Source organism: Myxococcus sp. AB036A, from assembly GCF_006547355.1.
GTDB classification, from domain to species: Bacteria; Myxococcota; Myxococcia; order Myxococcales; family Myxococcaceae; genus Myxococcus; species Myxococcus virescens.
In genome coordinates this window covers 1-12,979 of sequence record NZ_VHLC01000162.1, presented here as the reverse complement: position 1 = coordinate 12,979, position 12,979 = coordinate 1, and the positions used below count along the sequence as shown (strand labels likewise).

Here is a 12,979-nt window from a genome sequence, read left to right as displayed (position 1 = left end):
CTCCCGAACCATGTCCCCGAGGGGGGCGCGTGCACACCTCCTGCCCAGGAGGCAACACATGGCAAGCAAGGCGAAACCCACGGGCAATGGAAACGGCAATGGCAAGCAGTCGCGCAAGCCCAACATCCTGGTCATCTGGGGCGATGACATCGGCATCTGGAACATCAGCGCCTACAACCAGGGGATGATGGGGTACCTCACGCCCAACATCGACCGCATCGCGAAGGAAGGCGCGATGATGACCGACTGCTATGGCCAGCAGAGCTGCACCGCGGGCCGCGCCGCCTTCATCACCGGCATGAACCCGCTTCGCACGGGGCTCACCACCATTGGCATGCCCGGAGCGAAGTATGGACTCCAGGACTCCGACCCCACCATCGCGGAGATGCTGAAGCCGCTGGGCTACACCTGCGGCCACTTCGGCAAGAACCACGTGGGTGACTCCAACCCCTACCTGCCCACCGTGCACGGCTTCGACGAGTTCTTCGGCAACCTCTACCACCTCAACGCGGAGGGCGAACCGGAGTGCTCGGACTACCCCAAGGACCCGACCTTCAAGGAGCGCTTCGGTCCGCGGGGCGTCCTCCGGAGCTGGGCCACGGACCGCGATGACCCCACCGAGGACAAGCGCTGGGGCGTGGTGGGCAAGCAGCGCATCGAGGACACCGGCGCGCTCACCCGCAAGCGCATGGAGACCGTGGACGGGGAGTTCCTCCAGGGGACCCTGGACTTCATGGAGCGCGCCGTGAAGGACGGCAAGCCGTTCTTCCTCTGGCACAACACCACGCGCACCCACGTCTGGACCTATCTCCAGGAGAAGTACCGGAACGCCACCGGCTACGGCCTCTATGCGGATGCCATGCGGGAGCTGGACGACATCGTCGGCGTGCTGCTGGCCAAGCTGGACGAGCTGGGCATCGCCGACAACACGCTGGTGGTCTTCTCCACCGACAACGGCGTGGAGAAGATGGGCTGGCCAGACGGCGGCAACAGCCCGTTCCGGGGCGAGAAGGGCTCCACCTGGGAGGGCGGCGTGCGCGTCCCCTGCATGGTGCGCTGGCCGGGCGTGGTGGAGCCCGGGCGCGTCATCAACGACATCTTCGCGCACGAGGACTGGATGCCCACGCTGGTCTCCGCGGCGGGTGGCCCCAAGGACCTCGTGGCGCAGTGCCAGCGCGGCTACAAGGCGGGTGACAAGACCTTCCGGGTCTACCTGGATGGGTATGACCAGACCGGGCTGCTCGCGGGCAAGGAGAAGGGAGCCCGGCACGAGTTCATCTACGTGCTCGACAGCGGAAACCTCGCGGCCGTCCGGTACGACGACTGGAAGCTCATCTTCAGCTACCAGGAAGGCGAAGGCCCAGACATGTGGTTCAGCGGCAAGCGCTTCGATCCGGCGTGGCCGTACCTCATCAACCTGCGCTCGGACCCGTTCGAGTACGGCCCCAAGGCCGGCCTGTACTTGAAGTGGTACGGGGAGCGGATGTTCACGTTCGTGCCCGCGCAGGCGCTGGTCCAGAAGTTCGCGCAGAGCCTGCTCGACTACCCCCCCAGCCAGGCCCCGGGCAGCTTGAGCATCGGGCCCATCAAGGAGCGCGTGAAGCGGCAGTTGCTGGAGGCGCGCGAGCGCAAGGAGGAGACGGCCATCGGCGACCAGGTCATGGCGCTGGCCGAACAGGTGGAGCGGTTCGTCCGCCGCGCCCAGCAGTCGCACGCGTAGCCACGCGCGGCGCCGGGCGGCGGAGCAGCGCCGCCGCCCGTGTCCGCCCCAGAGGCGCTACGTGCTCCCGGAACGCGCTGGCACGGTGTCATCGCCGTCCACGGGGATGCGCGGTGGTACCACCAGGGTCGCGAACACCAACCCCAACACCAACTGGAGCGCCACCATCAGCACGTCGAACGGCCGGGCATCCTCCGCGCCCGGGCGCCCCATGCCGAGCAACGCGATGATGGCCTGCGTCCCCATGAAGCCCGGCGCGAGCTGCAACAAGCCCGGCATGATGACCGTCATCGGCATCCGCTGTCCGCCCCGGCCGTAGAGCAACCCGGCCACGCCCAGCACGAACGCGGCCACCATCGGGCTCCCCTGCTCTCCCAGCACCGCCTTCATCCCAGCCTGCGTCCCGTAGGCGAGCAGCACCCCGCCGACGATGCCCACCAGGTCGCGCCGCCGCCCCGCCATGCAGACAGCCAGTGCCACGCCACCGACCGCCAGCAGCAAGAAGGTGACCCAAGGCGACAGCACGTGCACGTCGCTGTACTCCGGTATCGGCCAGAGAAAGCCCCACAAGGTCGTGGCCGCCACGATGCCCACGCCAATCATCAGGAAGCGCAGCAGTCCATAGACCAGGCGCGTCATGCCTGCTTCCACGGACTCCGAGGCCAGCTCCAATGAGCCGAGCGTGACAACCATCGCGGGCACCAGCAGCACCGCCCCGCCAAACAACGCCTGGACCACATCGAAGGGCGGCAGGACGAAGCGGAGCCCGAACGCCACCAGCGTTCCCAGGAACGCCGCGAGGAAGCTCTTCTGCAGGTCCACCCGCTGCGAGCGCAGCGTCCCGAAGTGGATGACGCCCGCGATGGCGCCCACGAGGAGGGCCGCGAACATCTCCCACCACGCGCCCCCCACGCGCGCCGCGACGGCAGCGCCGTACACGCCATAGGCCAGGAGCACGAGCCACTTCGAGTAGGGAGAGCGCTCGGCCACGATGCGGTCCAACCTCGCACGGGCCTCCGGCAGGCCCACGCCTCCCGCCGCGATGTCATCCGTCAGTTGGAGGAGCCTCGCCGCACGGCCCAGGTTCCAGTGCGGGTTGAAGGGCAGCCGCGCGAAGTCCGCGGGCGACCGTCGAGGCGCCACCACCTGCGTCATGGCCAGGCTCTGGACCGTGAAGACCTCCGTGCTCAGCCCCCAGGCCCTCGCCGCCCGGCGCACGCGCGCTTCCACCAGGAGCGAGGGTTGATAGGCCAGGTGCAGTGCCCTGGCCAGGTCCAGCAGGAAGCGGGACGCCGCCTCTTCATCCCCTCCCGTTCCCAGTCCGTGCTCGCGTTTCATCGAAGATGCGCCTCCAATCACGCTGCATGCTGACCACGGCCCAGCCGCCCTCGCGCGCGGCCTTCAATGACGCGCCGTCCTTCTCCTCGTAGGCGAACTCGCGCGCAGCGTCGTCGTGGTGGATGAGCAAGGCGAAGCCTGGGCGCGGGCGCTTTCGCGTGTACTGGAGCATCTGGATGTCGCCGCCGGAGCGCACGTTGCCCGCCGCGAAGACGGGCCGCCGGCCGATGTGCTCGTCGATGCCCACCGGCTTGCCCGCCTTGTCATTGACGTGGGCGACGCGCGCCTCTCGGCGCAGCACCGAGGGCGCGTGCGCGTCGTCGAAGGTCTTCTTCAGTTGGCTGCCGATGACCTGCTGGGGCGGGATGCCGTAGGTGTCCTCGGAGATGACACGCATGAAGTCGATGCCCCCCGCCGAGGCGAGCCAGGTCTGGAAACCGTTCGCGCGCAGGTACCGGAGCAACTCCAACATGGGGGCATAGGCCAGTTGGTTGTACGGAACGTTCCACCTCGGGTGGCGAGCGTGTTGGAAGAACGCGCGGACCTCGCGGATGAACGCCTCTTCAGTCATACCGGCATGGGTCACGCCCAGCACCTTCATCAGCTTGGACTTGTCCATGGTGGAGAGTTCGGAGAGGTCCCCCTCCAGGATGGCCTTGAACGGCTGCCGCTTCGCGAGCGACGGGTCCTCCTTCACGCGGGAACGGAGCGGCTTCAGCATGAAAGCGCCCTGTACGAGCGGCTGCTCCGGCCAGAGCGTGCCATCGTTGTCGAAGGTGGCGATGCGCGCCTCGGGCGGAACGAAGCCGGCCCCACCCTTGGTGGTGGCGCGGGTGACGAAATCGATGATGGCCTGCTTCACGGGCCCTTCGTTCCACGACGGCAGCGCGTCCGCGGCCAGTGCATGGAGAGGCATCGCCATCAAGCGCGAGAGTGCGCCAAACAGCCTGCCCCCTTCATTCCGTGCGCCCCGTACCATGTCCGGCTCCAGGCGCGCCCCCGCAATGGCGGCGCCTCTCGGGACGGTGATGCCGGCATCAACGCTTTACAACGCCGCATGGGAGGCGCGCGCAGAGGGCTCGCTGGGCACGGCCGCCGCGCGCCCCCTGGGCCGACATGGCGCGGGCGGAACGAGCGTCATGGCGGAGAGGCGATGCAAAGGCCCACGGGACGCAGCCCTCGGCGCGGTGGGCTGAGCCTCACGCAACCCCTTGATATTTCTTGGACTCCCGGGGCTTCCCTGAGCCGCGAGCCAGCCTGCCTCGCGATTTTTTCGCCTCGTGTCGATCCGCTTCGAGCTTATTCGTCGCCATTTTGAACGAGGACGCAGCGCCTCCCGAACCGAAAGGAAGAACCGATGCGCGTCATGGTCATTGTGAAGGCGACGAAGAACTCCGAGGCCGGTGTGATGCCCGGCGAGCAGCTGATGACCGAGATGGGCAAGTACAACGAGGAGCTGATGAAGGCGGGCGTGCTCCTGGCCGGTGACGGTCTCCACCCGAGCACCAAGGGCAAGCGCATCCGGTTCGCGGACGGGAAGAAGAGCGTCATCGACGGTCCGTTCGCGGAGACGAAGGAGCTCATCGCCGGCTATTGGATCTGGCAGGTGAAGTCGATGGAAGAGGCCGTGGAGTGGGCGCGCCGCTGCCCGACCCCCATGCCCGGCGAGGAGTCGGAGCTGGAGATTCGCCCCGTCTTCGAGGCCGAGGACTTCGGCGCCGAGTTCACCCCGGAGCTGCGCGCGCGGGAAGAGAAGCTGCGCGCGGAGCTGGAGCAGAAGCAGAAGGCGTGAGTCGGAGCGGAGTGAGGTCCGGTGCCTCCGGACCTCCTCGGGTCGTCAGAGCCAGGTGCTAGTTCCTGACGAGTGCTCCCGCGAGTTCGGAGCACGCGCCAGGGGGACGACATGACGTTGCGTGGAGCAGGTGCACTGCTCTTGAGCGTGCTTCTCGTGGGCTGCGCGACACCGCGAGTCGTGCGCCTGGATACGGGCCAGGGCGAGCCCATCGTCTACCTCCCTCCGAAGGGCGCGAAGCCGGTTGAAGTGGACGAAGGCGCGTTCCGAAAGGTGATGACCCGGCTCGTGCTCGACATGCGCTTCTCCCTGCGAGAGGAGACGGAGCGCCCACGTGTCCGGCTCGCGTCGTGGGATTCAGAACCCCAAGGTGCCGGACACGACTACGGCGCCTGGTGCTCCCGCCAGGACAGCCCTGGCGAGTGCCTCACGCTCCTGGCGGGTGGCTTCTCCTTCCTGGATGCCAAGGCGCGCCGACAGATGGCGCTCGCCTTCGCCTGGGATGGCGTGTGGGACGGCGTACAGGACGCCGTGAAGGAGGTCGTCAACCCGCTCGCACTCAAGGCAATGCTGACGTCGGCGATGGCCGCGTACATGTTCCTCATCGTCGCGCCGGAGCCCGTAACCAAGGTCGTCGCCGTCGCACTGACGACCTTCGTCCTCGCCTATCTCGGCGTGGATGCCTTCATGAGCCTCGTGGAGGGCTGGCAGAGACTGTCAGCGGACGCTGACCGCGCGGAGTCGTTCCAGGAGTTGGAGGACGCGGGGCACCGCTTCGGCCGAGTCATGGGAGAGAACGGAGCGCGCGTGCTCATCCTCGCGCTGACGGCGGCGCTGAGTGGTGGAGCCGCGAGCATGGCCTCCAAGGGACCGACGCTGCCCGGCTTCGCCAGCGCGGCCCTGGCCGCCGAGACTCAGGCGGGCTTCCGGCTATCCGCGGCGATAGCAGGGGGCGTGCGCTCCATCACCGTGGCGGAGGGCGTCATGACCGTGGGCCTCGCGCCCCATGCGGTCGCCATGACGGCTCGCGGCACTGGAAGCTCAAACGCGCCACGAACTGACGGCACGGGGGCCACGCAGGTTCTCGACAATCAGCTCCCAGAACGCCTTCCTGCAGAGCTGGAGCTGGCCCGCAAGCTCGGGGTCCGTCCCGCCAGTGTGGATTCCCCCCAGTTCGCACGCTATGCCAGCGAGGAACGGGTGAAATGGGTCATCACCGAAGAGGGCCATCTGAGAATCGTCCCTGAAAAATGGAACACACTCGAAATCGCGCACACGGTCGCGAGTGGCGGACGTCCTGTATTGGCTGCTGGTGAGGCGGAACTTGCCATCCATGGGACCACATTCTTTGGTGTCCGAATCACACCTCGGAGCGGGCATTACATGAACCGGGCCCCCAAAGCCGTGAGCGACAAAGTACTGACACTCGGACGGCAGGCCTTCGCCCGGTACGGCATCACGTTCCCTCCCTGACCAAGAGCGATGAAAACGAATCCTTCCCTCGTTGCAACCGTCTTGAGCTGGCCACTACCGCAGTTGAGAGCGTGGCTCGACGGACTCGTCATCGGGGAGCCTGTAGATGGCGAGCACTTCAACTGGGACGTCTTCGCCTTCACCATCGCCGCGCGGGCCCGCGAAGAGCGGAGCTTGGGGTGGGCGCATATCGGACTGCTCGTCTACGGAGCCCTCGCACAACGCCATTCCGACGAGGAGGAGTACTCCCTCAGGCTCTCTGAGATGAACCTGCGCTCAGGGATGATTGCCGAGTTTGGCGAGCGCGAAGGCGACTTCGTCCTCGATGCCGAACCGATTGTCGCGTGGGTCCAGCGTCTGACGACGTTTTCGCTGGAGGAGGCTGCGCAGTGGATGGCGCAGGAGGACATCCGCACCGTCCCCATCGAGAAGCTCCGCGCCATGCGCAGGCTCAAGCACGCGCTCAAAATCCTGGCCCACGCCCTGCCCAGGACGAACGTGGAGCAGAAGCACCCGGAGCTCGTCCCCTGGCTCCAGTTCCGAACCCGCCTGCCCTGACGCGACGGCGCCCTACCCCGCCCCGCCAGGCACCTGCGTCACGTGGTTCAGGAAGTCGCGCAGGATGCGCGCCGTCGCGCCCCAGATGACGTGCGTCCCATACGTGTAGAAGTACAGGTCCCGCTCCGCCCCCATGATTTCCTTCTGCTCCACGCGGAGGATGGACGGGTCCAACAGCCCCGACAGTGGCACCTCCAGGATGAAGGCCACCTCCTCCGCGCTCGGCCGGTACTTCCCGTCCCCGGGAATCACCCCCACGAAGGGCCGCACCCGGTACTGCGAAATCGTGGGCACTTCATCCAGCATGCCCAGCACCCGCACGCCGCGCCGATCGATGCCCAGCTCCTCTTCCGTCTCGCGCAGCGCCGTGTGCAGGGGCGTCGCGTCCTCGGGGTCGCGGCCTCCCCCGGGGAAGCTGTACTGATCCGCATGCGTCCGCAGCGTCGCGGGTCTGCGCGTGAAGAGCACGTGGGGCACGCCGTCCCGCTCGAACACCGGCACCAGCACCGAAGCCTCCCGCAGGGTCCACCCTGGCAGGTGCACCTCACGCGCCGGCCGCGAGGACAGCCGTGACTCCAGTGTCTGGAACAGCGCCTCCACACTCACGGCCCACGTCCTCTCACGCTAGTCGGTAATCTGCTTCTCCACCGGCGGAGCCCCCGGCTCGCCAGGGACCTCCACGTTCTCCGTGCCCGACATCGGGCTCAGCTTCCCCGTCTGGAGCAGCACCAGCAGCAGCACGCCCAGCGCCACGCGGTACACCACGAACACCAGCGTCGTCCGCGTGCGCAGGAAGCGCAACAGCCACGCGATGGCCGCCATGCCCGACGCGAAGGCCACCAACGTCCCCACCCAGAGCGCCATCGCGGAAGGCCGCGTCTCCGCCTCCAGCAGGTGCTTGAGCTCGAAGACGCCCGCCAGCGTGGTGGCCGGAATGGACAGCAGGAACGAGTAGCGTGCCGCATCCTCGCGCTTGAGCCCCAGCGACAGGCCGCCCGTCAGCGTCGTGCCAGAGCGAGAAGCACCCGGAATCAGCGCCAACGCCTGCCACATGCCAATGAGGATGCCATCCCGCCACCGCATGTCCGCCAGCGTCCGCTGGTGCGAGGCCCGCTTCTCCACGTAGAGGAGGATGAGGGCCAGCACGATGAGGCTTCCGGAGATGACGTAGAGCGAGCGGAACTCGTTCTCGATGAACTTCTTCAACGTCAGCCCGGCAATGCCGACAGGCAGCGTGCCCACCAGGACGAACCACGCCAGCCGCGCCTCCAGCGTGCCGAAGGGCTCGCGCCGCGCCAGCCCCCGGAAGAAGGCCGCCACCAGCGAGACGATGTCCTTGCGGAAGTAGATGAGCACGGCCGCCACCGTGCCCAGCTGGATGACCGCCGAGTACGCCGCGCCCGGGTCCTTCCAGCCGAACAGCTCCGGCGCGATGCGCAGGTGCGCCGTGGAGCTGATGGGAAGGAACTCCGTGAGACCCTGGACCAGACCCAGGACGATGGCTTCGAGGAGGCTCATAGGGTGCGGCCCCCGGATGTATGCCTGCTCTCCCCGCCCAGCAAGGGCGTTCCACCGACTCTGTACGCACGAACACCCACGGCCCGCGCGGGACGGGTAGGCTCGGACCGCACCATGCCCCCTGCCCCCCTCTGTCCCTGCTCCTCCGGCCTGCGCTACCGCGAGTGCTGCGCGCCCTTCCACCGAGGCGAGGCCGAGCCGCCCGACGCCGAGCGCCTCATGCGCAGCCGCTACAGCGCCTTCGCCCTGCGCGAGGTCGCCTGGCTGTGGAAGACGCTGCACCCCCACCACCCGGACCGCGCGCGGCCCCAGGACGAGGTGCTGCGCGAGCTGCGCGCCTTCGCCCAGGCGCACCAGTACCCGAAGCTGGTGGTGATGGACCGCCGGGAACCGGACGCGGACGGACTGGCGCAGGTGCTCTTCTTCGCCAAGGTGTTCGAGAAGGGAAAGGACCGCTCCTTCGTGGAGCGCTCCGACTTCCGCCACGACGGCACCGGCTGGCGCTACCTGTCCGGCGTGGCGCTGGCGCCCAAGGAGCTGGCCGTCCCTCCCGAGTCCCTCACGCTCGCCACGTTCCCTCGCTAGGTGGGCGTCTGGAAGTGGATGGAGCAGGCTGTCCGCCTGCCCCCGGGGGCGGCAGTCTCTCGTTGAAATGAAGGGGTCCTTTTCGTAGGTTCCCCGCTGACTTCGAGGAGCGCTGCGAGGCCGGACACGGCCCCAGGCTCGAAGCGGAATCACCCAACGGCGCTCACCTGTACGCGTCTCTTGCGAGGGTGAGTCGTCGCAGCATCCACACCGAACTTCCCCGAGCCCGGAACGCCGCGCCCGCTGGACCAGGAGCCATTGCCATGACCGCCGCAACCAAGTCCCTGAAGCAGGATTACGCCATCGCCGACCTGTCGCTCGCCGACTGGGGCCGCAAGGAAATCCGCATCGCCGAGAGCGAAATGCCCGCGCTCATGGCCATCCGCGAGGAGTACGCCAAGACGCAGCCGCTCAAGGGCGCGCGCGTGACGGGCTCGCTGCACATGACCATCCAGACGGCCGTGCTGGTGGAGACGCTCCAGGCGCTGGGCGCCGAGGTCCGCTGGGCGTCGTGCAACATCTTCTCCACGCAGGACCACGCCGCCGCCGCGCTGGTGCAGGCCGGCACGCCGGTGTTCGCGCACAAGGGCGAGTCCCTCAAGGAGTACTGGGACTTCACCCACCGCATCTTCGACTTCGGCCCCGCGGGCAGTGACCACGAGGGTCCGAACATGATTCTGGACGACGGTGGTGACGCCACGCTGCTCATGCACCTGGGCAAGCGCGCGGAGAAGGACGCCAGCGTCCTGGCCAACCCCCAGAGCGAGGAAGAGCGCGAGCTGTACGCCGCCATCAAGGCGAAGCTGGCCGAGGACGCGACCTGGTACACGCGCAAGAGCGCGAAGATTCTCGGCGTCACCGAGGAGACCACCACGGGCGTGCACCGCCTTCAGGAGATGTCCGCCAAGGGCACGCTCCTGTTCCGCGCCATCAACGTCAACGACAGCGTGACGAAGAGCAAGTTCGACAACCTGTACGGTTGCCGTGAGTCGCTGGTGGACGGCATCAAGCGCGCCACGGACGTGATGGTCGCCGGCAAGATTGCCGTCGTCGCGGGCTACGGCGACGTGGGCAAGGGCTCCGCGCAGGCGCTGCGCGCGCTGTCCGCCCAGGTGTGGGTGACGGAGATCGACCCCATCTGCGCGCTCCAGGCGGCCATGGAGGGCTACCGCGTCGTCACCATGGACTACGCCGCGGACAAGGCGGACATCTTCGTCACCGCCACCGGCAACAAGGGCGTCATCACCCATGACCACATGGCCAAGATGAAGGACCAGGCCATCGTCTGCAACATCGGCCACTTCGACAACGAAATCGAGGTCGCCTCCCTGGAGAAGTACAAGTGGGAGGAGATCAAGCCGCAGGTCGACCACATCATCTTCCCGGACAACAAGCGCATCATCCTGCTGGCCAAGGGCCGGCTGGTGAACCTGGGCTGCGGCACCGGCCACCCCAGCTACGTGATGTCCAGCTCGTTCGCGAACCAGACCATCGCTCAGATTGAGCTGTACTCGCACAGCGCCAACTACGAGGTCGGCAAGGTGTACGTGCTGCCCAAGCACCTGGACGAGAAGGTCGCTCGCCTCCAGCTCAAGAAGCTCAACGCGCAGCTCACCGAGCTGAGCCAGGAGCAGGCTGACTACATCGGCGTGAAGACCTCCGGCCCGTACAAGCCGGACACCTACCGCTACTAAGCGGTCCGCTGTCGCCCTCGCCCGCATGCACCGGGGCGAGGGCCTCGCCGCAGCGAAGCGCCCAGGCAGAAACACAACGGGCCGCCTCCCTCCCTGGGAAGCGGCCCGTGTGCTTGCGGGCCCTCACGCGCCAGTCAGGCAGCGCGAGGGCCGAATCGAAGCGCCTGCCTCAGACGGCCTTCAGGCGGCGGCCACCTGACGGCGTGGCGCTCTTGGCGGCATCCCGCAGCGCGTCCTTCTTGTCCTCGACGCGCTCCCAGGTGAACTCCTTCTCCGTGCGGCCGAAATGACCGTAGGCGGCGGTCTTCTGGTAGATGGGCCGCAGCAGGTCCAGGTACTCGGTGATTTCGCGCGGACGCAGGCCGAACGTCTTGCGGACGGCCAGGGCGATGCGCTCTTCCGGAACCGTGGCGGTGCCGAAGGTCTCCACCATGACGCTGACGGGCTCGGCCACGCCGATGGCGTAGGACACCTGCACCTCGCAGCGCCGGGCCAGGCCCGCGGCCACCACCGTCTTGGCGATGTGACGGCCCATGTACGCGGCCGAGCGGTCCACCTTGGACGGGTCCTTGCCGCTGAACGCGCCGCCACCGTGACGGCCCATGCCGCCGTAGGTGTCCACGATGATCTTCCGGCCCGTCAGGCCAGAGTCACCCATGGGGCCACCCACCACGAAGCGGCCGGTGGGGTTGATGAAGAACTTCGTCTTGTTGTCGATGAGCTTCTTGGGCAGCGCCTTCGCGATGACGTCCTCGCGGATGGCCTCCTGGATCTTCTTGTTGGAGACCTCATCGGAGTGCTGCGTGGACACCACCACCGCGTCGATACGGGCGGGGCGGCCGTCGCGGTACTCCACCGTCACCTGGCTCTTGCCGTCCGGGCGGATCCACGGGTGCTGCTTGCGACGCACATCCGCCAGGCGGCGGGTGATGGCGTGCGCGTAGTGGATGGGGGCCGGCATCAGCTCCGGCGTCTCATCACAGGCGAAGCCGAACATCATGCCCTGGTCGCCGGCGCCCTGGTCCTTCTTGTTGTCGACACCCCGGGCGATGTCCTGGCTCTGGCCTTCGATGGCCACCATGACGCCGCAGGTGTTGCCGTCGTAGCCCATGGAGCTGTCGGTGTACCCGATGCGGCAGATGGTGCTGCGGACGAGCTTCGGGATGTCCACGTAACAGTTCGTCGTCACCTCACCCGCGACGATGGCCAGGCCCGTCTTGACGAGCGTCTCCACGGCGACGCGCGCCTGAGGGTCCTTGGCGATGATGGCATCCAGCACACCGTCGGAGATCTGGTCGGCGATCTTGTCCGGGTGGCCTTCAGTGACGGATTCAGACGTGAACAGGAAGTCGGTAGGCATGTCGTCTCAGAGGCTGCGCTGACAGTGCGCGAAGGCCGGACACTAGACGTGGCCTCCTAGAGGAGTCAAACGCGCAAGAGGGCCGCATCATTCAACTTTTCGGAATCCGCCAGCGAACAGCGACCAGGCTGGCTACGGCCGGATGGCCGCCTTCCACCCCACCATGAATTTCGCGAGGCGCCGGACGTTCCCTTGGGCTAACAGACGTCCGCGCATCCGCTCTGGAGGAACAGCCCGACATGAACGCCCGCTTCCGTACCCTCGCCTTCCTGGCCACCTTCGCCTTCGCCCTCCCCGCGCTCGCCGCGAAGGAAGACCCCATCGCCAAGCCGGTGAAGACCGTGGTGCAGTCCGTGCGCTACGAGCGCGACGCCCTGGCCCTCAAGCACTTCGGCAGCCAGGAGCAGGGCAAGTTCCTGCTTGGCGACAACTGGGAGAAGGGCACCGATGCGCAGCGCAAGGAGTTCGTCTCGCTGTTCCAGGACCTCTTCGCGAACATCGCCTTCCCCCGCGTGCGGGAGAACTTCAAGAACCTGGACAGCATCACCTACGAGCCCTCGCAGGTGCAGGGCCCCGAGGCCACGGTGGCCTCCACCGTCTTCATCAAGCACCCGCTGAAGACGCAGGAGATGAAGCTCAAGTACCGGCTGGTGAAGGAAGCCGCCGCCTGGAAGGTCGTGGACGTGACGGTGCTGGGTTCGTCCATGCTCCAGGACATCCGGGACACGCAGGTGAAGCCGCTGATGGAGAAGGGCGGCTGGGACCTGCTGCTGGAGCGCATGCGCACGGAGCTGGCGAAGGTGAAGAAGAAGTAGCCCGCACCTGCCCGGCGGCCGGGCCACCAGGCTTCCCGGCCGCACCATTGTTTTCGCGGGGTCCGCGCATCGCGTAGAGTCGCCCCTCCTCTCGTGTCTGGCCGATGACCGACCCCGCCCCCGTGC

Annotated in this window: 12 protein-coding genes and 1 riboswitch; of the genes, 7 read left to right on the top strand and 5 right to left on the bottom strand. The window is 67.4% G+C overall.

All coding sequences use genetic code 11. The annotated features are described in order from the left end of the window. Positions 1-58 precede the first annotated feature (58 nt). Entirely contained in the window at positions 59-1,720 is a 1,662-nt protein-coding gene (locus FL344_RS36570) for an arylsulfatase (protein ID WP_141593700.1), read from the top strand. A gap of 57 nt (positions 1,721-1,777) precedes the next feature. Here the strand turns inward: FL344_RS36570 and FL344_RS36565 are convergent, their stop codons facing one another. Beyond that, on the bottom strand, positions 1,778-3,058 hold the full coding sequence (locus FL344_RS36565) for a threonine/serine exporter ThrE family protein (RefSeq protein WP_141621761.1): 1,281 nt from the start codon (positions 3,056-3,058) through the stop codon (positions 1,778-1,780). Continuing rightward, positions 3,021-3,980: an HAD family phosphatase gene (locus FL344_RS36560; protein WP_228565628.1), complete on the bottom strand. Its 960-nt coding sequence runs from the start codon at positions 3,978-3,980 to the stop codon at positions 3,021-3,023. The genes FL344_RS36565 and FL344_RS36560 overlap by 38 nt, the downstream gene beginning before the upstream one ends. Before the next feature lie 435 nt (positions 3,981-4,415). Here FL344_RS36560 and FL344_RS36555 point away from each other — a divergent pair, with 435 nt between their 5' ends. From FL344_RS36555 to FL344_RS36545, 3 genes are all read left to right on the top strand, one after another. After that, on the top strand, positions 4,416-4,850 hold the full coding sequence (locus FL344_RS36555) for a YciI family protein (protein ID WP_141621759.1): 435 nt from the start codon (positions 4,416-4,418) through the stop codon (positions 4,848-4,850). Positions 4,851-4,997: 147 nt separating this feature from the next. Further along, on the top strand, positions 4,998-6,323 hold the full coding sequence (locus FL344_RS36550) for a hypothetical protein (RefSeq protein WP_228565629.1): 1,326 nt from the start codon (positions 4,998-5,000) through the stop codon (positions 6,321-6,323). A gap of 42 nt (positions 6,324-6,365) precedes the next feature. Then, positions 6,366-6,881, top strand: a complete 516-nt coding sequence (locus FL344_RS36545) for a hypothetical protein (protein ID WP_228558491.1) — start codon at positions 6,366-6,368, stop codon at positions 6,879-6,881. A 12-nt stretch (positions 6,882-6,893) separates the two neighbouring features. On the opposite strand, the gene FL344_RS36540 is transcribed toward FL344_RS36545, so the two are convergent. Together FL344_RS36540 and FL344_RS36535 are read right to left on the bottom strand one after the other, a co-directional pair. Next, positions 6,894-7,487, bottom strand: coding sequence for a CoA pyrophosphatase (locus tag FL344_RS36540; RefSeq protein ID WP_011556444.1), 594 nt, complete (start codon positions 7,485-7,487; stop codon positions 6,894-6,896). Positions 7,488-7,505: 18 nt separating this feature from the next. Beyond that, on the bottom strand, positions 7,506-8,399 hold the full coding sequence (locus FL344_RS36535; protein WP_141593706.1) for an undecaprenyl-diphosphate phosphatase: 894 nt from the start codon (positions 8,397-8,399) through the stop codon (positions 7,506-7,508). Between the two features lie 114 nt (positions 8,400-8,513). On the opposite strand from FL344_RS36535, the gene FL344_RS36530 reads away from it, so the two are divergent. Together FL344_RS36530 and ahcY are read left to right on the top strand one after the other, a co-directional pair. Next, entirely contained in the window at positions 8,514-8,984 is a 471-nt protein-coding gene (locus tag FL344_RS36530; protein WP_011556446.1) for a YchJ family protein, read from the top strand. A gap of 98 nt (positions 8,985-9,082) precedes the next feature. Then, a riboswitch (S-adenosyl-L-homocysteine riboswitch) is annotated at positions 9,083-9,156 on the top strand. Between the two features lie 91 nt (positions 9,157-9,247). After that, positions 9,248-10,678: an adenosylhomocysteinase gene (gene ahcY, locus FL344_RS36525; protein ID WP_011556447.1), complete on the top strand. Its 1,431-nt coding sequence runs from the start codon at positions 9,248-9,250 to the stop codon at positions 10,676-10,678. Positions 10,679-10,847: 169 nt separating this feature from the next. Here ahcY and metK read toward each other — a convergent pair whose 3' ends face one another. Next, positions 10,848-12,038: a methionine adenosyltransferase gene (metK, locus tag FL344_RS36520; RefSeq protein WP_141593707.1), complete on the bottom strand. Its 1,191-nt coding sequence runs from the start codon at positions 12,036-12,038 to the stop codon at positions 10,848-10,850. Positions 12,039-12,277: 239 nt separating this feature from the next. On the opposite strand from metK, the gene FL344_RS36515 reads away from it, so the two are divergent. Next, positions 12,278-12,853, top strand: coding sequence for an ABC transporter substrate-binding protein (locus FL344_RS36515; protein ID WP_141593708.1), 576 nt, complete (start codon positions 12,278-12,280; stop codon positions 12,851-12,853). The last annotated feature ends 126 nt before the right edge of the window (positions 12,854-12,979 follow it).